Source organism: Micromonospora sp. LZ37, assembly GCF_059359015.1.
Map to the genome: position 1 here is coordinate 281,140 of NZ_JCADBL010000002.1, position 17,493 is coordinate 298,632.

The window sequence follows — 17,493 nt, forward strand, 5'->3', positions numbered from 1 at the left end:
GTACCGCGCCACGGACACCGTCCGCCCGGCGTACCAATCGGTTCATTGGCTGAACTGAGCCGGTTCGCCGGCGGAGTGATCGAACGCCGCGCAGCGCGTGAACCCTGGCACGCCCGGAAGGCTCAGTCCCCGTCGGGACCGGCAGCCTCGACGATCGAGACGGGAGTGCCCAGTTCGACGGTACGGGAGACGGTGCAGAGCCGGTCGTGCGACTGCTGCAGCGACCGGGGCAGCGCCTCGCGCGCCTTGTCGCCGTCCGCGCCCGCCGGGAACGTCACGGTGAACTCGACCCTGAGGTTCTGCATCCGGTTTCCTCCGGTCTCGTCACGGATCTTGTCGCCGGTGACTTCGACGGAGAACCGGGTCGGCTCGGCGCGCCGGCTGGTGATGTGGTCGACGTCTACCGCAGTGCAGCCGCCGATGGCGGCCAGAAGCAGTTCCACCGGCGTGAAGCTGCCGCCCTCACCCGTTCCCATCGACATCGATCCGCCGCGGGCGTTCCGCACGACGTACTTCCCCACGCTGGTGCGCTCGATCTCCACCGAGCGGAAGGTGTCTTCAGGCATGCCACGGACGCTACCCATGCCTCCTGGGCCCGAGCCACCGGCCCGGCCGATCCTCACCACAGGAGTGACCGCCATATCAACCTGAACGAGGTTGCGAACGTAAGCGATCTTCGACGCACTACCCTGGCCGTCGCCGCCGGACACCAGCAGCTCTGACCATTGCAGGAGATCGAACGCAGCCGATGCATGCGGCCTCCAAGGTATCCGGAAGCGCTCGAACCGCAGCGCCCGTCGGCGTTGATCACGTTAGGCAATGGGGGCACAATCGCACGGTGATCGCGAGCGTGTTCTTCGACGTGGGCGAGACGATCGTCGACGAGTCCCGGGAGTACGGATCCTGGGCGGACTGGCTGGGCGTTCCCCGCCACACCTTCTCGGCGGTCTTCGGGGCGGTGATCGCTCGCGGTCTGGACTACCGGGATACGTTCCAGGTCTTCCGGCCAGGGTTCGACCTCGCCGAGGAGCGAAAGCGCCGCGCAGCTGTCGGTCAGCCGGAGCACTTCTCGGAGGAGAACCTGTACCCGGACGCCCGGCCATGCCTGGCCGCGCTGCGCGAGTTGGGCGTGCAGGCCGGCTTGGCCGGTAACCAGACGGCACGGGCAGAGACGATCCTGCGCGCCTTGGACCTGCCGGTGGACGTGATCGGCACGTCGGACGGGTGGGGTGTGGAGAAGCCGTCGGCGGCGTTCTTTGAGCGCGTTGTTGCCGAGGCGGGTTGCCCCGCCGATCAGGTGTTGTACGTCGGGGACCGGCTGGACAACGACATCCGGCCGGCGCAGGAGGCCGGAATGGCGACCGCGCTGGTGCGGCGTGGCCCGTGGGGGCACATCCTCGACGACAAGGCCGTCAGCGACCGCTGCCTGTTCCGGCTCGACTCGCTGGCTGAGCTGCCCGAGCTGGTGCGCAAGCACAACGAGGCGGCGGCTTAGCTGCCGGGTAGGGCGGCTCGGCTGGCGGCGAGGGCGGTATCCGCTCGTCGAGCTGCCTGCCCTGCCGACTGTCGCCGAGTACGGGCCGGACGGCCCTGACCCAGTCCAGGCCGCTGGGATCGAACCAGTGACCAGTTCGGTGTGAAGGTTCAGTGCACCCGGTTGCTCCCAACCTGCTCCCCCGCCTCAAGGGGGCACCATGCATACCACTGCCCCCTGGAGCTTGCCGTCGACGTCATCGGCGGCAAATGGCGACCGGTGATCCTGGCCCATCTGAAGGAGGGCGTACACCGCTATGGCGAGCTACGCCGCGAATGCCAGGGGTGAGCGAGAAGCTGCTGACCCAGCGTCTGCGCGAGCTGGAGGCCGACGGGCTCGGCGTGCGGCGCGACCACGAGACCACACCACCTCGTCTCGAGTACCGGCTCATCGAGGAAGGACGCAGCCTGTGGCCCCGGTGCTGGAGGCCGTTTACGACTGCGGTGCCGCGCGGGCCGCTCGCACTGGTAACGCCATCGACGAACCTCCCCAACAAGATCTCCCGGCGAGCGGCCCGTGATGCAGCTTCAGGAACGAGGGCGCGCCACACCAGAGCCAAAGCAAAGCCGCGGACCCCGGTGGGAGCCTGCCGTCAGCCGGTCCGCCAATCCTCGACCTGCATGCTGCATTCGGTCACTGCGCTCCGCAGGCCGAACGATAGCTTGATCGCGTTACCCATCCATCTGCTGATCTCCGACATGGGCCGGTCGTAGGAGGCGTGGCCCTTGCAGCCGTTGCCGTGTGCTTGCAGATCGACGCGGAACTGGAAGTAGGTTTCGATCTTGTTACCTGCGGTGACGGTGAGACCTGTTGCGTCCAGGCGGCTGAGATAGATGGACGCTGCGATCCCCGGCGCCTGGATCTCGCGCTCGCGACGCTCAGTTGGGAGGCAATTCCTGCATAGGCCACCGCCAGCGTATCGGTGAGGGAATGGGGCGATGTGAAGGTGCCGATCTCGCCTGCGCTGATCGCGGCACTTCTCTTCTTGCTGAAAATCCCCATCTTGCTCATCCCCTTGTCGTTTTCCCCAGTGGGCGCGTGTAACGTCCTGGCCTCAGGCCCGGTACCGGTCGTGCGACGGATGGACCTGCCCGGTGCCGCCACCCGACGGGATCGAGGGGCTGATTGACATGGCGGACGGCATCCACATGCCCCATGCCGCTCGATGTCGAGTCTGTCAGCCTGACTGAGCCCCGGCGGGCGTGCCGCGATCACCCATCATGGGCGCCAGCTGTCCTCCCATGATTCCTTGATACTCGGCTTGCGCCTCCTCAAATTGCTGATCTCCCGCTGGGCCAGTTCGATCGTCTTACGTGCCGTCTGCTGCTCGTAGGGCACCTTGAAGCGCTTGTACTTCTCGATGTGTTCACGGATTGCTTTGCGCTGGCCGTCCACCTTGTCGGATTCGTCGCTCATATGACGCTCCTTGTGGGCTCATGGCAACCTGCGGCGAACAGATTGCGAAGAGACCATATCCATTGAACTTCGAATTTGGGCCACCCGTTTGGATCATTCACGTCGCCTAACGTCGATCAATCGCATCGGTTGATGCCGGCTCCAGGCTGAGCAGATGCCCTCGGGCTGAGCAGGCGGAGCGGGCGAGTGCGCCTGCTTGGGCAGCAGTCGCGGGTCACCATGGGCTGACGCTGGTACGACCAGCGGAAGCAATGTCAGCAGCTTCTGTGTGGTCTGGCGAGTCAACGGGCTCCCACGAGGGCCGGCCGGGGGTGGCGAACGAGCGCGGGCGACCCACGGGCGCTTGTCCGCCTTGGGGCCGGACAGGAACGGACCATCACGCCTGCGGCCTGGTGCCGCTTGCCACTCCTCTGCTACCAAGCCCTTCCGCGGATCGGGGGCACGTCGAGGTCGCGCTCGCCGCCGCGGTGCTCGGCGAGTAGCGCTGCCGACGGATCGAACGCCAGGGCGACGCGCTCCTGCCGGCGGGCGAGCTTGTGGTGCGACTGGAAGGTGCAGAGCTGACAGCCGCGAGGGTTCGGAGCCTGAGCCGACGGCTGCCGGTAGCAGCGAGTGCGGCTCCGATCGGGCGAGGCGAGGAACTCGTCAAGGCCGCAGGGGCCGCAGCCGTGTTCATGGATGTCGGTGAACCAGCGAGGATCTGCGGGTCTCGCTGCTGAACTCACTCGGGTCGGTGAACGTCGGTACGGGCCATGTGACGACCGCCTTCCGGCCGCCCGCGCAGCTTGCGCGGGGCCAACGCCCGCCTGGCATGTCGATCACCGCCAAGTGTGGGTGGACCCCGGTATGCGAGTGGTGGGGGGTGCCGGCTCCCGGCTGAGCCGGGGACCCGCACAACATTGGGCCGCGCCGTGCGCGGTAGGCCCCGCCTCTGTCGAACCAGCACTCGTAGAGCTCCGCGCCGTAGGGTTTTTTCACGTCTTGACACAAGACCGCGACCGGTGTTTTCTCAGTTATGGTCGTCGATTCCGGACAACATCGCCCGTACCCCGCCCCCACCACCGGCCGCGCGACGGCAGCCGCCGCCCTGGCGCTGTGCCTGACCGCCGGCACCGTCGCCCTCCCAGCCCCGCCGGCCCAGGCCGCCGGGGAGAGCGTCGGCGTCTGGCTCACCACCACCTCCGACGCCGGCGGTCGCACCGTCACCCGGGGACTGCAACAGCAGAGCCCGATCAGCTTCGCCGCCACCTCCGCCGGCGCCGCCCACACCGTCACCGTCGACGAGAACACCCGCTACCAGCAGTTCGAGGGCGGCGGCGCCTCGATCACCGACACCACCGCCTACCTGCTGCGCGGCGGGCCGGTCAGCGCCGCCACCCGCGACGAGGTGATGCGCCGGCTGTTCAGCCCGACCGACGGCATCGGGCTGTCGTTCGTGCGCAACCCGATCGGGGCCTCCGACCTGTCCCGACCCGGCAACGTCTCCCTCGACGACACCTGCTGCGACCTGAGCGACTTCGGCGCCAACGGTTACAACACCGACGTCGAGCTGCTCACCGCGCAGGCCCGGCAGCTCAACCCGGCACTGCGGGTCAAGGTGGTGCCGTGGAGCGCCCCCGGCTGGATGAAGGACAACGGCCGGATGGACCAGATGGGCTGGCTGAAGTACGAGTACTACGCCACCTACGCCCAGTACCTCGTCAAGACCATCCAGGCGTACGCGGCCCGCGGCGTGAAGGTCGACTACCTCTCGGTGCAGAACGAGCCGAACTGCTGCCAGGCCGGCAACCCCACCGCCATGAACTATCCCGGCATGAGCTGGAACTCCTCCGGCCTGGCCGAGCTGACGAAGAACTTCGTCTACCCCGCCTTCCGCGCCGCCGGGATCACCACCAAGGTCATGGTGCACGACTGGAACTACGGCGACTACGCCACCATCGGCTCCGGGCTGCTGGCCGACGCCGCCGTCCGCACCGACCCGCTCTTCGGCGGCATCGCCTGGCACGGCTACTGGGGCGACCCGGCCGTCGGCAGCCAGGTCCACAACGACTACCCCGCCGTGCCGCAGTTCAGCACCGAACACTCCGGCGGCACCTGGATCGCCAACCAGCACAACGAGGACATGGCCGACATCGTCGGCTACGCCCGGAACTGGAGCCGCAGCCTGGTCAAGTGGAGCCTCGCGCTCAACCAGCACCTGGGCCCGCACAACGGCGGCTGCGACGTCTGCACCGGCCTGATCAGCGTGCAGGAGGGCGGCGCCCGCGCCGGCCAGGTCGACTACACCGTGGAGTACTACACCACCGGGCATCTCACCAAGTTCGTCCGGCCCGGGGCGTACCGGATCGCCTCCACCGCCAACGGCACCGTGCAGAACGTCGCCTGGCGCAACCCGGACGGCACCAAGGCGCTGATCGCCCACAACGGCGGCACCTCGGCGCAGTCGGTCAAGGTGGTCTGGGGCAACCAGTCCTTCACCTACACGCTGCCGGCGCGCACCACCGCCACCTTCACCTGGGCCGGCACCCCGTCCGGCGGCGGCGCGCCGACCGGCGCGGTCACCGGTCTGGGCGGCAAGTGTCTCGACGTCACCGACGGCAACACCACCGACGGCACCCCCGCGCAGATCTGGACCTGCTACGTCGGCCCGAACCAGCAGTGGACCCGCGCCACCGACGGCAGCCTCCGCGCGCTGGGCAAGTGCCTGGACGTCGCCGGCGGCGGCACCACCGACGGCACGAGGGTCCAGCTCTGGACCTGCAACGGCAGCCCCGCCCAGCGGTGGACCTGGACCGCCGGCCGGGACCTGGTGAACCCGCAGGCGAACAAGTGCCTCGACGTCACCGGCAACACCTCGACCGACGGCACCAAGCTGCAGATCTGGTCGTGCACCGGCGGCGCCAACCAGAAGTGGACCCTGCCGGCGTGACCGGAGCCGGGCCGGCGGCGTACGCCGCCGGCCCGGCGCATCAGCGGGCCCGCGACCGGGGGCGGCGGGCCGGCGGCGGCACCGTCGTGGTCACCCGGGCCACGGCGCCGCGCGGCACACCGCCCTGGCGCAGCAGCCGGGCCATCGGCAGGGTGGCCGCGCCCATCGCGACCGCGTCGGGTCCGAGCTGGCACAGCTCGATCGAGGTCTGGGCGTACGGCTGGCGCAGCGCGTGCCGCGCGGTGGCCTCGCGGATCTGCGGCAGGAACCGCTCCCCCAGCGCCAGCCCGGCCCACCCGCCGAGCACCACCCGTTCCGGGTTGAAGAGGTTGACCAGCGTCGCCACGCCGGCGCCGAGGTAGCCCACGGTCTCGTCGAGCACCTTCGCGGCCGTGCGGGTCGGCGAGCGCAGCAGCTCACCGAAGGCGCTCTCCTCGTCGCCGCCGACCGCCGGGCGCCCCCGGTTGGCCTGCCGGAACCGGTCCAGCACCCCCTCCGCGCCGACGTACGCCTCCAGGCAGCCGAGGTTGCCGCAGCGACAGCGGCGTCCGCCGTACACGATGGTGGTGTGGCCCCACTCGCCGGCGCTGCTGTGCGCGCCCCGGTAGCCCACCCCGTCGGCGACCACGCTGGCCCCGATCCCGGAGCCGACCAGGGCGATGACCGCGTGCCGGGCGCCCCGGCCGGCGCCGAACCACATCTCGGCCTGGCCGAGGGTCTTCGCGCCGTTGTCGACGTGCACCGGGATGTCGGTCCCGGCCCGCAGCATGGCCCCCAGCGGCACCCCGTCCCAGCCGAGGGTCTGGGCGTGCACGACCGCGTCGGCGGTCCGTTCCACCGTGCCGGAGACCGCCACACCGAAGCCGAGCACCGCGCCCGGGTCGACGCCGGCCTGCTCGACGACCGCCCGCAGCCCGTGCAGCAGGTGGGCCGCCACGTCGTCGGGGTCGGGCTCGGCCGCGGCGATCGGGTACTCCGCCTTGGCCAGCGCGGTCATCGCCAGGTCGAAGAGCTCGACCTGCACCCGCGTCTCGCCCACGTCGGCGCCGACGAGGTAGCCGTAGCCGGGGGCGACGCGCAGCAGCACCCGGGGGCGCCCGCCGTCGGACTCGACCGAGCCGGCCTCCTCGACGATTCCCTCGCCGATCATCTCGCCGACCAGGTTGCTGACGCTGGCCAGGCTCAACGCGGTGGTCTGCCCGAGCTCATGCCGGCTGAGCGGGCCGTCCAACCAGATGCGGGTGAGCAGCACCGAACGGTTCGCGCGGCGCATGTCGCGCACGGTGGTGCGTCTGGCGTCCATGTCCGCCGCCGTCCTCTCCTGGGCGCCACCGGCCGGCGGCCCCACCCAGGATGCATCAACACCACGATTTATGCCATGAATCAAGCCTTGGCATGGCGGTGGATCGGCGACCGCCGACAGGCCCGGCGCGGCCGATACCGGGTCGACGGCGCGGCCCGGAGCCAGGACCCGCGCACCGCGCCCGCCGGCGAAAGTCACACCGATGTCGCCCGGAATTGAACGACCGGGGCCCGCGCGCCGTACGACCGGGTGAAGGAGGCTGCTGATGAAGCGCATCACCCCGTTGCTCACGCTGCTGACCGGGGCCGGGACGGCCGCCGTGCTGTTCGCGATGAGCGCCCAGGCGGCGCCGCGTACGGCCGCACCGAAGCCGGCGGCCGACGCCGCCGCGCCCACCACCGCCCCGGCCCCGCCGGGCGCCGGCCCGGGCCAGCCGTCCACCCCCGCGGAGCCGTCGCAGGAGCGAGGCCGGGCGGGTACCCCGCCGACCGCGCCACCCGCCCCGCCGACCACGGCGCCCGCCCCGGCGAAGGTGACCGGGAACTGGACCGGCCGGCTCGACGGCGGCGCCACCATCGCCATCACGGCCAAGGACGGCCAGGCCGTGGCGTACGTGTGCGACGGCAGACGGCTGGAGATCTGGCTGCGGGGCACCGCGGCCGACGGCACGTTGAAGCTGACCGGCAAGAAGGACGCCACCCTCACCGGCGACCTCGGCGACGGGACGGCCTCCGGGGAGCTCGTCGTCGGCGACAAGCGGTGGAGCTTCACGGCCAGGGCGAGCGCCGGCCCTGCCCCGGTGCTCTACCGGGCCACCGCCGCGCAGCGCCGAGCCGGCCTGGACGGCGGCTGGATCATGCTGCCCGACGGTGGGCAGATCGGCGTCGTCACCCGAAACGGCGCCCCGGCGGCGGCGCCACCGCTGGACCCCGCGTTCGGCACCACCATCGTCGACGGGACGACCGTCACGGCCGAGCCGGTGGTCACCGACCCCGGCGCGGGTGAGTGATGACGGCCCGCCGGAGGTTCGGGACCGACACGAGACCCGACGCCGACGGACCGGAGGTCACCATGCCGGTAATGACGGTGCTGCCCGACCGGCCGCCCGCCGCGGCCCCGCCCCCGGCCGTGGAGTTCCCGCGCTTCGGGGTGGGCGCGCCGCCGGCGAGCCTGGTCGTCCCGCTGCTGGCCGGCGCCGCGGTCGCCGTGGCGATGGGGGTGTACGGGCGGCTGCACACCCCCACCGGGATCGCGGTCAACCTGGCCGGCTTCTCCGGTCCGCTGGCGGTGAAGGCGTGGCTGGGCAGCGGCGCCGCGGTCCTCGCCACGGTCCAGCTGCTCACCGCGCTGGCCATGTGGGGCCGGCTCGGCGGCTTCTCGCCGTCCTGGGCCGGCACCGTGCACCGCTGGTCCGGCCGGGTCGCGTTCCTGCTGACCGTGCCGGTGGCGGTGCACTGCCTGTACGCCCTCGGCTTCGCCGACCACGACCTGCGGACCCTGGCCCATTCGCTGCTCGGCTGCCTCTTCTTCGGCGCCTTCACCACCAAGATGCTCGCCCTGCCCCGGCCCGGGCTCGCCGGCTGGGTCCTGCCGGTCGTCGGCGGGCTGGTCTTCACCACCCTGATGGGCATCTGGCTGACCTCGTCGCTGTGGTACTTCACCACCTTCGGGGTGGGGACGTGACGGACCGGAACGGAGGAATTGGCATGGCCGACCAGTGCGGCGTCCGCTGCCCGTCCCGGCGGGCGGTGCTGGCCGGGACCGGCGCGGCGGGCGTCACCGCCCTGCTCGCCGGCTGCCAGACCTACGGCGAACCGGCCACCCCGGCCGCCGGCGGCCCGCCGCCCTCGGCGGGAGGCGGCGGCGCGACGCCGGCGGCGGGGCAGCCCCGGACGCTGGCCGCGGTGGCCGACATTCCGGTCGGCGGCGGGAAGATCTTCGCCGCCGAGGGTGTGGTGGTGACCCGGCCCACGGAGGGCAGCGTCAAGGCGTTCTCGGCGACCTGCACCCACCAGGGCTGCACGGTCACCTCGGTCCGGGACGGCGCGATCGTCTGCGCCTGCCACAACAGCGCCTTCGACATCGACGACGGCTCGGTCAAGGGCGGGCCGGCCCGGCAGCCGCTGCCCCCGGCCGCCGTGTCGGTCGACGGCACCGACATCCGGCTCGGTTGAACCTTCCGGACCCCGCGTCCGAACCATCTGTCGTGCCAAGCCGAACCGCTGTCCTGCTGGGACTCCTGCTCGCGGTGCTCTGCGTGCCGCTGACCCCGGCGCGCCCCGCCGCCGCGCACGCCGTGCTGGTCGCCACCAGCCCGATACGCGACGCGGTGGTCGGCGCCGCGCCGCGCGAGGTGCTGGTGACCTTCACCGAACGGGTCTCCCCCGTGGCGGGACGGGTACGCGTCCTGGGCCCCGACGGCAGGCAGGTCCACACCGGCGAACCCGTCGTCGAGGGCGCCACGATGCGGATCCCGGTGCGGGTGCCCGAACGACCACTGGGCACCTACCTGGTGAGCTACCGGGTGCTCTCCGCCGACGGACACCCGGTCGCGGGCAGCTTCACCTACTCGGCCGGCGCGCCGTCGGCGACACCCCCGCCGTCCCGGGCCGACGCTGACGACGCGCCCCGCGACGCGCTGGTGCCGGTGGCGAAGTACCTCGGTTACCTGGGGCTGGTGGTCACGGTCGGCCCGGTGCTCCTGGCGGCCACGATCTGGCCCCGTCGCCGGTCCCGTCGGGGTGCGGCCGTCATGGCGTACACCGGTCTGGCCCTGCTGGTGGTGGCGACGGCCGGGAGCTGGGTGGGGCAGGCGGCGCAGCTCGTCGGGGTGCCGGTGGACGAGCTGTCCGGCGCGGACCTGCGGGCGGTCGCCGGCAGCGCCGTCGGTGTGGCGCTCGCCGCCCGGCTGGCGCTGGTCGGCGTCGCCGCGGCGCTGCTGCCCGCCGTGCTGGCCGGCCGGGCCGGTCGACGGCAGCGGGCCGCCCTGGCCGGGGTCGGCCTGGCCGCGCTGGTCACCTGGCCACTGGCGGGGCACCCGGTGGCGTCGCCCCTGCCGCCGGTGAGCGTCGCGGTGGGCGTCGTCCACCTCGCCGGGGTGACGGTCTGGCTGGGCGGACTGCTCACCCTCGTGGTATTCCTGCTGCGCGGCACCCACGAGCGGGTGCTCGCGCGGATCCTGCCGGCCTGGTCGCGGTGGGCGACCGTCGCGGTGTGCTGGCTGGTCGCCAGCGGGGTGGCCCAGGCCGCGATCGAACTCGGCCGGCCCGCCGCCCTGCTCGACACCCGGTACGGGCTGCTGCTCGGCGCCAAGGCGGCGGTGCTCGGCGGCATGCTCGCCGTCGCCGGATGGCAGCGCCGCCTCGTCGCGCGTGGCGTCGGGGCGACGCGGCCCCGCCTGGTCTCCCGGGCGGCCGGGGTAGAGCTCGCCGCCACCGCGGTGGTGCTGGCGCTCACCGCCGTGCTGGTGCAGACCCCGCCCGGGCGGGCCGCCGGGGCCGAGGCGGCCCGGGCCGTCCGCGACGGCGTCGCGCAGACCCTGACCACCGAGCTGTACACCCTCCAGTTCGACGTGTACCCGGTGCGGGTGGGGGCGCCGAACTCCCTGCACGCCTACGTCTACACACCGCAGGCCCAGGCGCTGCCGGTCGCCGAGTGGACGGTCACCCTGGCCCTGCCGTCAGCGGGCATCGAACCGATCACGGTGCCGGTCGACACGCCGGAACCGCACCACGGCAGCGCGGAGGTGACCTTTCCGGTCGCCGGCGACTGGACGGTGCGGTTCACCGTCCGGACCAGCGAGATCGACCAGGCCACCGTCACCGCCACCGTGCCGGTCCGGTGAGCCGCGCTCCCCGCTCGCCGATCAGGCTTCCCGCCACGCCTGGCGAGCGGTGTCCCAGCAGGGCGGCCAGGTCACGGGCGCGCGCGGACCCCGTGCCCTGAGTGCGGTGGCGACGTGCGCACCGGTGGTCAGCCGCGCCCGTGCCGCGGCAGCAGCCAGCTGACCGCCTCGATGGCCAGGCCGAGCCCGGCCCCCATGAGGAAGACCCGGTCGTAGCCGGCGGCGAGGGCGGCGGCCGGGGAGCTTCCGCCGGTGCCCGCCACACTGACGGACGGCAGGGGCTTGAAGACCTCAGGGCTCCAACCCCGACCCTCCTCAGAGATCAGGTCCCGCCGCGAACTGCGCTGCGGTCGCCCAGCGCGTCATCGTTCAGGTCCTGGACGCGTTCCAGGAGAACCACGGGGATCTCCCGGGTGATCCGCTGTTGGTAGGCCGCGTATTCCGACATGGCCGACACCATCAGGCGCCACAGGTCTGGACGCTCGTCCGCGGTGGCGGGGCGCGCGCGTGCGGTGAAGGTCTCCGTACCCACCTGCACCGTGACGTACGGGTCGGCGAGCAAATTGAGGTACCACGCGGGATGGTGGTCCGAGCCGCGGTTGGAGGCGGCCAGCACGTAGCGCTCGCCGTCGCGTTCGTAGACGAGTGCGGTGCGGCGCAGTTCGCCGGTCTTCCGGCCTCGAGTCGTCAAGAGCAGGTCGTTCACGCCTGGCCGTGGTCGGCCTCCGGTCTCCTCGAAACGGCGGATATGCTCGGCGACCCAGGCGTTCGGGCTGTCGTGGACCTTGGGCATCACACCTCCCGGACACTCGCGGCGGCGCGCCGGTGGCGGGGTGCCTCGATTTCGTCGAGCAGTGCGATCGCGAAGTCCGCGTAGCTGATCCGACTGGCCGGATCGCCGTGATCGGCGAGCCGGTAGCAGCCGGTGCGCGTGCCGTCGTGGTCGAAGTCGCCTGCGGGGGCCAGGTACGCCCAGTCGAGATCGCAGGTCTGAAGCTCTTCAAGGCCTGCTGCATGGCCGAGGTAGAAGGAGCGGTACTCGTTGGGGTAGTCGGGCTCGTCCATCAGGGCGGCACCGGACGCCCCGGGCAGGATCGATGCGAGGCCGACCACCACCAGGCGGCGCACGCCCGCCTTCGCCAGGCCGGTGGCCAGGGCGCGGGACGACGCGGTGAAGAAGTCGTGCGGTGGCACGGACAGGTCCACCGCGGCACTGATGGCGGCTTCCTGCCCGGCGGCTGCATGCGCGATGCTCACGGCGTTCGTGATGTCGCCTGCCACCACCTGCACGTCGGTCAGGTCGCTGTGGCCTGCGGGATTGCGCACCACGGCGGTGACCTGGTGGCCGCGCCTATGCGCCTCGGCGACGGCCTGCCGCCCGGCCCGGCCGCCCGCGCCGAAGACCACGATGTTCATGAGTAACGCCTCTCGCCAGGGCCGGAGCCCGTGCGCCCGGCCGGTTCGCCGACGCTATCGAGGGCCGCGGTTACCACTGGGATACCAGCTATCGTGAGGCCATGAGGCAACCCCTGCCCGCCGACATGTTCGACGAGCTGTGCCCGTCCTCGCTCAATCCGATCCGATTCGGCGACAAGTGGGCAGCGCTCATCATCCGCTGCCTCGAGCACGGGCCTCGCCGATTCTCGGAGCTGCGCGTGCCGCTGCGCCGCGTCACCCCCAAGGTCCTCACCCGGTCGCTGCGCTCCCTCGAACGGGACGGGCTGGTCAAGCGCACCGTCCACGCCGAGGTCCCCCCGCGTGTCGAGTACGAGCTGACGCCGGTGGGCCGCAGCATGCTCGAACCGATGGCGGTCGCCTGCGCCTGGGCCGAACAGCACTGGAACGAACTGCTCGACGCGCGCGAGTCGTACGACAACGCCACCCGCCTCGACCACGCTGGATGACATGGTGTGCTGCGGGCTCGACGCCGCAAGCAAGGTCCGGCTCCCGGCGTGCCATCAGCGCGCATTGGGCCAGGACAAGCAAGGCCAACCGAGGCGATCAAGGACCGCCTTGACCAGGCCGCAGGCGCGGCGACCAGGCGCTCCTCGGCAATTCCCAAGCTGAGAGTCTGGAAGCCACCGGGGCGGGCTAATCCGCACGGGACGGAACCGATCGAGTTGCCGCCTGCCGATTGATCCGCACGGCGCGGGCCAGGGTGCCCGGACGGGCCAGCGAGGTCGGATGGCTGCGCATCTCGACCACGGCGTCGAAGCGGCGGGCGATCGTCGGATCGGTCACCGACGCGGCCACGATCTGGTCGGAGATCCATCGGGAGATCCGGTGCCCCCGGGGCCGGGGACCGGGCACCGAGGGCCGGGCCAGGTCGGCCGAGGTCGACATGCCCCAGGCGGCGTCGACGACGACGCGTTGCAGGGCGTGGAAGTCCCGGGCGGGACGCCGCGGGTCGCCGCCGGAGCGCAGGTACGCCGAGAGGCAGGAGGCGTGCAGGGCCGCCGACGACATCCCCTGCCCGTAGATCGGGTTGAACGAGGAGACCGCGTCACCGACGGCCACCAGCCCGCCCGGCACCCGCCCGAGGCGGTGGAAGTCCCGCCGCCGGCTGTCGGCCTGGGAGTAGGTCCGCACCGGCCCGAGCAGCTCGTTGTCGACCACCCGGGCGAACTCCGGGGGGAAGTCCGCACGGCACCGGCGCAGCAGGTCGTCCAGGTCGCGGCCGGGCCGGCTGTCGCCGTAACCGCCGAGCATCACGATCCAGCGGTCGCCCTCGATGGCCGAGAATGCGGCGCCGGCGATGTCCCCGCCGCGCCGCGCGGTGCACCCGGCCAGGACCGCCGAGGGCACCGGGTCGGCCTCGGTACGCCGGAACGTCGCCGTCGCGTAGTGCAGGTTGATGAGCATCCGGCGCATCGGCGGGCGTTCCCAGCCGCCCTGCTCCAGCCAGTCGCCGAGCCGGCTGGACCGTCCCGTGGCGTCCACCACGAAGTCGGCGGGGACGACGGCCGGGCCGGTGGCGCTCTGGTGGCACACCCCGCTGGCCGCCGCGCCGTCGAAGGTCAGGCCGGTCACCCGCGCGCGCCGCAGCGTGACGTTGGGCAGCTCCAGCGTGCGCCGCCGGAGCAGCTCCTCCAGAAAGGGCCGGCTGGCCGCGATCATGTCGACGTCCGAGCCGCCGACCTTGCGCCGGCCGTCCAGGTAGCTGCGGCGGGTGGCGGCGGTGAGCAGGGCGGCCCCGTCGGCCAGGGCCTGGCCGGAGAAGCCCGGGAACCACCGTTCGATCTGGTGCATGCCCGCCGGGAGCAGGACGTGCATCTGGGTGCCCTGCGGCACTCCGCTGCGGTGCCCGGCGCCGGCGTCCAGCTCGTCGCGGTCCAGGATGAGCACGCTGTCGGCGTGCTCGGCGAGCACCCGGGCCGCCAGCAGTCCGGCCACGCTCGCGCCGAGGACGACGGCCCGGCCCAGGACGACCGACGGGGCCGTGGTGCCCCCGGTGGCGCCGATCCGGGCGAAGACCCGGGCGGATGACTGGTACACGCGACCTCCGAAAGAGACGGTCCTGGTGCGTGGCCGCGGTGCACCGCTGCGTCGCCGGCCAGGCACAGGTGGAGCCACTACCACCATGCAACGAGCGGGCCGGTCATCTCGCGCCGGGCCGGCCTACCACTTGCGGCGCCACTCCAGGCTGCCAACGTACGCCGCCGGAGGGCGCTGGCACCGCCGGACGTGGAGCACGTCGTCCTCGACCCACCAGAGGTCGCCGGCGCGGATCCACACCGCCGACGCCAGCGTGAGGGCGAGCACGCAGCCGGCGGCGCTGCCAGGCAGCCCTTCGAGGTCGTCCACCAGCATCGACCGGTCCGCGACCACCGGCGCGGTCCGCACCCGGTGGCCGGTCACCGCAGGCCGGCGGCGACGGCGTCGACGAGCAGCGCGCCGACGGTCCGCGCCAGGGTGTCCCGGGCGGTGTCGACGTCGAGCCCCATCGCGTCGCGCATCATGGACCAGGTCGACCAGGTGGCGGCCACGGTGAGGGCGTCGAGCAGCTGCCCGCGCCCCGGTCCCGCGTAGGCCAGCTCCGGGGCGAAGACCTGCTCGATCTCGGCGCGCACCCCGGCGATGGCGGCCTCGCGGTTGCGGCGCAGCTGCGGGGAGAAGGGCTCGCGGAGCGCGGAGGCGCGGGCCGAGGGCGCCAGCACCTCCAGCAGCCGTACGCGCTGGGCGCAGAACTCCGCGATCCGCCGGGCGAGCGGCAGCTCCGGCGGGATCGGACGGTACAGCGCGGCCTGACGCTGGTCGACCCGCTGCCCGGTCGCGGCGAACAGCCCCTCCATGTCCTTGAAGTTGGTCCACAGGGTACGCAGCGACACCCCGGCGCGTTCGGCGATGCGCTCCCCGGTCGGCCTGAGGTCCCCCTCGTCGATCAGCGCCAGGTGCGCCTCGACGATGGCGCTGCGGGTACGCGCGGCGCGGGCCGTCCGCCCGTCCGTCCGCGTCGGCACCTCGGCGTCCACGTCGATCATGTGACGACCCCCTGTCGGTACGACCGGCCCCGCCGGAGAAATCTGCACCGGCAGTGTATCGATGCCCGCCATCGGAGGGGTCGTGGCCGGTCGCCCAGCGGTCTCCGTTGACAGCGCACGCCGTGAATGTGCACGCTACGTGCACCAGTTGGACGGCAGCGGAGGACTGACGATGCGGGTTTTCACCACTCCCGAGGACCTCACCAAGGCGGTCGGCGACCACCTCGGACACAGCGACTGGCACCGGGTGGACCAGGACCGGGTCGACGCCTTCGCCGAGGCGACCGGGGACCGGCAGTGGATCCACGTCGACCCCGAGCGGGCCAGGAGCGGGCCCTTCGGCGGCACCGTGGCGCACGGCTTCCTGATGCTGTCGCTGCTGCCGACCCTCGGCGCCGAGGTCTACCGGGTGGACGGGGTGCGCATGGGCGTCAACTACGGCCTGGACCGGGTCCGCTTCCCCGCCCCGCTGCCCACCGGCAGCCGCGTCCGGGCCGGGGTGACCCTGCTCGACGTCCAGCCCGTCCAGGGCGGCCTCCAGGTGGCCAACGAGGTGACGCTCGAACGCGAGGGTGGCGACAAGCCGTGCTGCGTCGCCCGGACGCTCGCCCGGCTCCACTTCTGACCCACGGCGGAGCGGGCGCCCCCGACGGGGTGGCCCGCTCCCCCACGGCGGTCAGCTGGTCGGGATGGCGTCGGTCGGGGGCGCGCTCGGGGCCTCGGTGAACTCCTTGACCGCACCGTCAGCGTCGTCGGTGGTCCAGGTCGGACCGAAGTAGCTCTGCACACCGTTGGTGACCCGGTTCATCCGGACGCCGCTGTAGCCGGCGTGCACCTTGTCGGCGTACCGGAACGGGGTCAGGCCGGGGCCCTTGAAGCCGCCCCGGCGCACCGCCTCGACCAGCTTCTCCCGGGTCAGGTCCTTGCCGGCTGCCAGCAGCGCCTGCACGAAGGTGTACGCCATCGAGTAGCCGTAGACGGCGTTGCCGTCGATCGGATTGGCCGCGTTGTACTGCTGGTGGATCTTGGTGAACTCCTGGATCCACGGGTTGCTGGCGTCGTTCGCCATCGGCAGGTAGTTGTCGGCGATCAAGCCCTCCAGGATGGCCTTCTTGTCGCCCAGCTGCTTGGCCAGCGTGGTGTAGTCGGCGCCGACGTTGGACACCACCCACTGGGCCCGGAAACCCTGGCCGGCGGCCTGGCCCATGGCGAGCGCGGTGAAGCCGGGGATGGTCGCGGAGATCACCACCTCGCACCCGGCCGCCTTCAGCGCCCCGATCGCGGGGCCGACCTGCTGGTTGGTGGTGGTGTAGGTCTGCTTGGCCGCCACCGGTCCGAGGATCTTCTCGACGCCGACGAGGGAATCGCGGCCGAAGTCGTCGTTCTGGCCGAAGTGGCACACCTTCTTCCCGGGGAACTCCGTCTTGACGAAGGTGGCCAGGACTTTGCCCTCGACGGTGTAGTCGGGCTGCCACCCGAAGGTGGTCGGGTACTTGTCGGGCTGGTTCCAGTTGCGGCTGCCGGAGGAGACGAAGAGGTCCGGCACCTGCTGCGTCTTGACGAACTCCAGCACGTTGGTGTGGGTGGGGGTGCCGAGCCCGCCGAGCAGGGCGAAGACCTTGTCCTGGAGGACCAGCTTGCGGACCACGTTGTCGGTGTTGGCGGGGTTGTAGCCGTCGTCCAGCACCTTGTAGACGATCTTCCTCCCGTTGACCCCGCCCTTGCTGTTGACGTGGTCGAAGTACGCCTTGGTGGCGGCGGAGATCTTCGAGTAGCCCGGGGCGGCGGGGCCGGTGAGCGGCTGGTGGGTGCCGATGACGACCTCGGTGTCGGAGACGCCCGGGACGTTCTCGGCCGCCTGCTGGGCGTCGTTGGCGCAGGCCGACGCGGCAACCAGCACGGCGAGGCCGGCGGCAGCCGCGAGACCGCGGCGGGTGATGGGATGCATTGGTTCTCCTGTCCGGTGCGACGGTGCGAACGGATGGA

18 protein-coding genes and 1 pseudogene are annotated in these 17,493 nt (G+C 72.1%); 9 read left to right on the top strand and 10 right to left on the bottom strand.

Annotated elements, in window-relative coordinates; all coding sequences use genetic code 11:
- Positions 1 to 122: 122 nt before the first annotated feature.
- Positions 123 to 542, bottom strand: a complete 420-nt coding sequence (locus AC5L3Z_RS05380; RefSeq protein WP_494839988.1) for an OsmC family protein — start codon at positions 540 to 542, stop codon at positions 123 to 125.
- A gap of 296 nt (positions 543 to 838) precedes the next feature.
- On the opposite strand from AC5L3Z_RS05380, the gene AC5L3Z_RS05385 reads away from it, so the two are divergent.
- Both AC5L3Z_RS05385 and AC5L3Z_RS05390 read left to right on the top strand, forming a co-directional pair.
- Positions 839 to 1,495: an HAD family hydrolase gene (locus tag AC5L3Z_RS05385; protein ID WP_494839989.1), complete on the top strand. Its 657-nt coding sequence runs from the start codon at positions 839 to 841 to the stop codon at positions 1,493 to 1,495.
- A 258-nt stretch (positions 1,496 to 1,753) separates the two neighbouring features.
- Positions 1,754 to 2,247, top strand: a pseudogene (locus AC5L3Z_RS05390) (winged helix-turn-helix transcriptional regulator).
- 505 nt (positions 2,248 to 2,752) lie between these two features.
- Here AC5L3Z_RS05390 and AC5L3Z_RS05395 read toward each other — a convergent pair.
- A complete protein-coding gene (locus AC5L3Z_RS05395) occupies positions 2,753 to 2,950 on the bottom strand; it encodes a hypothetical protein (protein WP_334521575.1) in 198 nt (65 codons plus the stop codon).
- A gap of 1,015 nt (positions 2,951 to 3,965) precedes the next feature.
- Here AC5L3Z_RS05395 and AC5L3Z_RS05400 point away from each other — a divergent pair.
- Positions 3,966 to 5,879 carry an RICIN domain-containing protein gene (locus tag AC5L3Z_RS05400; RefSeq protein WP_494839991.1) on the top strand — a complete coding sequence of 638 codons (1,914 nt, stop codon included), beginning with the start codon at positions 3,966 to 3,968 and terminating at the stop codon, positions 5,877 to 5,879.
- A 40-nt stretch (positions 5,880 to 5,919) separates the two neighbouring features.
- On the opposite strand, the gene AC5L3Z_RS05405 is transcribed toward AC5L3Z_RS05400, so the two are convergent.
- The gene (locus tag AC5L3Z_RS05405) at positions 5,920 to 7,182 is read right to left on the bottom strand and encodes an ROK family protein (protein WP_494839993.1); all 1,263 of its coding nucleotides are present in this window, start codon (positions 7,180 to 7,182) and stop codon (positions 5,920 to 5,922) included.
- A 265-nt stretch (positions 7,183 to 7,447) separates the two neighbouring features.
- Between AC5L3Z_RS05405 and AC5L3Z_RS05410 the strand changes: the two genes are divergently transcribed.
- From AC5L3Z_RS05410 to AC5L3Z_RS05425, 4 genes are all read left to right on the top strand, one after another.
- Positions 7,448 to 8,191: a hypothetical protein gene (locus tag AC5L3Z_RS05410; protein ID WP_494839995.1), complete on the top strand. Its 744-nt coding sequence runs from the start codon at positions 7,448 to 7,450 to the stop codon at positions 8,189 to 8,191.
- Positions 8,192 to 8,394: 203 nt separating this feature from the next.
- Positions 8,395 to 8,865 (top strand): DUF6529 family protein, encoded by a 471-nt coding sequence (locus tag AC5L3Z_RS05415; protein ID WP_494840616.1) that lies wholly within the window; start codon positions 8,395 to 8,397, stop codon positions 8,863 to 8,865.
- A 23-nt stretch (positions 8,866 to 8,888) separates the two neighbouring features.
- A complete protein-coding gene (locus AC5L3Z_RS05420) occupies positions 8,889 to 9,356 on the top strand; it encodes a Rieske (2Fe-2S) protein (RefSeq protein ID WP_494839997.1) in 468 nt (155 codons plus the stop codon).
- Positions 9,357 to 9,388: 32 nt separating this feature from the next.
- Complete coding sequence (locus AC5L3Z_RS05425) at positions 9,389 to 11,026, top strand: copper resistance CopC/CopD family protein (RefSeq protein WP_494839998.1); 1,638 nt, start codon at positions 9,389 to 9,391, stop codon at positions 11,024 to 11,026.
- 128 nt (positions 11,027 to 11,154) lie between these two features.
- Here the strand turns inward: AC5L3Z_RS05425 and AC5L3Z_RS05430 are convergent, their stop codons facing one another.
- From AC5L3Z_RS05430 to AC5L3Z_RS05440, 3 genes are read right to left on the bottom strand one after another with little or no spacing between them, the layout of a single operon-like run.
- Positions 11,155 to 11,289: a hypothetical protein gene (locus AC5L3Z_RS05430; protein ID WP_494840000.1), complete on the bottom strand. Its 135-nt coding sequence runs from the start codon at positions 11,287 to 11,289 to the stop codon at positions 11,155 to 11,157.
- 59 nt (positions 11,290 to 11,348) lie between these two features.
- Positions 11,349 to 11,819 (bottom strand): nitroreductase family deazaflavin-dependent oxidoreductase, encoded by a 471-nt coding sequence (locus AC5L3Z_RS05435; RefSeq protein WP_494840002.1) that lies wholly within the window; start codon positions 11,817 to 11,819, stop codon positions 11,349 to 11,351.
- Positions 11,819 to 12,442, bottom strand: coding sequence for an NAD(P)-dependent oxidoreductase (locus AC5L3Z_RS05440; RefSeq protein ID WP_494840003.1), 624 nt, complete (start codon positions 12,440 to 12,442; stop codon positions 11,819 to 11,821). The genes AC5L3Z_RS05435 and AC5L3Z_RS05440 overlap by 1 nt, the downstream gene beginning before the upstream one ends.
- A 101-nt stretch (positions 12,443 to 12,543) precedes the next feature.
- Here AC5L3Z_RS05440 and AC5L3Z_RS05445 point away from each other — a divergent pair, with 101 nt between their 5' ends.
- Complete coding sequence (locus tag AC5L3Z_RS05445) at positions 12,544 to 12,930, top strand: winged helix-turn-helix transcriptional regulator (protein ID WP_494840005.1); 387 nt, start codon at positions 12,544 to 12,546, stop codon at positions 12,928 to 12,930.
- 187 nt (positions 12,931 to 13,117) lie between these two features.
- Here the strand turns inward: AC5L3Z_RS05445 and AC5L3Z_RS05450 are convergent, their stop codons facing one another.
- The 3 genes from AC5L3Z_RS05450 to AC5L3Z_RS05460 all read right to left on the bottom strand — a co-directional run bounded on the left by AC5L3Z_RS05450 (position 13,118) and on the right by AC5L3Z_RS05460 (position 15,507).
- Positions 13,118 to 14,521, bottom strand: a complete 1,404-nt coding sequence (locus tag AC5L3Z_RS05450) for an FAD-dependent oxidoreductase (protein ID WP_494840007.1) — start codon at positions 14,519 to 14,521, stop codon at positions 13,118 to 13,120.
- A gap of 123 nt (positions 14,522 to 14,644) precedes the next feature.
- Positions 14,645 to 14,869 (bottom strand): hypothetical protein, encoded by a 225-nt coding sequence (locus tag AC5L3Z_RS05455; protein ID WP_494840008.1) that lies wholly within the window; start codon positions 14,867 to 14,869, stop codon positions 14,645 to 14,647.
- Positions 14,870 to 14,880: 11 nt separating this feature from the next.
- A complete protein-coding gene (locus AC5L3Z_RS05460; RefSeq protein WP_494840010.1) occupies positions 14,881 to 15,507 on the bottom strand; it encodes a TetR/AcrR family transcriptional regulator in 627 nt (208 codons plus the stop codon).
- A gap of 172 nt (positions 15,508 to 15,679) precedes the next feature.
- Here AC5L3Z_RS05460 and AC5L3Z_RS05465 point away from each other — a divergent pair, with 172 nt between their 5' ends.
- The gene (locus tag AC5L3Z_RS05465) at positions 15,680 to 16,132 is read left to right on the top strand and encodes a MaoC family dehydratase (protein ID WP_494840012.1); all 453 of its coding nucleotides are present in this window, start codon (positions 15,680 to 15,682) and stop codon (positions 16,130 to 16,132) included.
- 51 nt (positions 16,133 to 16,183) lie between these two features.
- Here the strand turns inward: AC5L3Z_RS05465 and AC5L3Z_RS05470 are convergent, their stop codons facing one another.
- Positions 16,184 to 17,455 carry an ABC transporter substrate-binding protein gene (locus AC5L3Z_RS05470; protein WP_494840014.1) on the bottom strand — a complete coding sequence of 424 codons (1,272 nt, stop codon included), beginning with the start codon at positions 17,453 to 17,455 and terminating at the stop codon, positions 16,184 to 16,186.
- Positions 17,456 to 17,493: the final 38 nt, after the last annotated feature.

Coding starts and splice junctions, on each gene's coding strand:
- AC5L3Z_RS05395 (WP_334521575.1), bottom strand. CDS start 2,950: ATGAGCGACGAATCCGACAAGGTGGACGGCCAGCGCAAAGCAATCCGT.
- AC5L3Z_RS05400 (WP_494839991.1), top strand. CDS start 3,966: ATGGTCGTCGATTCCGGACAACATCGCCCGTACCCCGCCCCCACCACC.
- AC5L3Z_RS05405 (WP_494839993.1), bottom strand. CDS start 7,182: ATGGACGCCAGACGCACCACCGTGCGCGACATGCGCCGCGCGAACCGT.
- AC5L3Z_RS05410 (WP_494839995.1), top strand. CDS start 7,448: ATGAAGCGCATCACCCCGTTGCTCACGCTGCTGACCGGGGCCGGGACG.
- AC5L3Z_RS05415 (WP_494840616.1), top strand. CDS start 8,395: ATGGGGGTGTACGGGCGGCTGCACACCCCCACCGGGATCGCGGTCAAC.
- AC5L3Z_RS05420 (WP_494839997.1), top strand. CDS start 8,889: ATGGCCGACCAGTGCGGCGTCCGCTGCCCGTCCCGGCGGGCGGTGCTG.
- AC5L3Z_RS05435 (WP_494840002.1), bottom strand. CDS start 11,819: ATGCCCAAGGTCCACGACAGCCCGAACGCCTGGGTCGCCGAGCATATC.
- AC5L3Z_RS05440 (WP_494840003.1), bottom strand. CDS start 12,442: ATGAACATCGTGGTCTTCGGCGCGGGCGGCCGGGCCGGGCGGCAGGCC.
- AC5L3Z_RS05445 (WP_494840005.1), top strand. CDS start 12,544: ATGAGGCAACCCCTGCCCGCCGACATGTTCGACGAGCTGTGCCCGTCC.
- AC5L3Z_RS05460 (WP_494840010.1), bottom strand. CDS start 15,507: ATGATCGACGTGGACGCCGAGGTGCCGACGCGGACGGACGGGCGGACG.
- AC5L3Z_RS05465 (WP_494840012.1), top strand. CDS start 15,680: ATGCGGGTTTTCACCACTCCCGAGGACCTCACCAAGGCGGTCGGCGAC.
- AC5L3Z_RS05470 (WP_494840014.1), bottom strand. CDS start 17,455: ATGCATCCCATCACCCGCCGCGGTCTCGCGGCTGCCGCCGGCCTCGCC.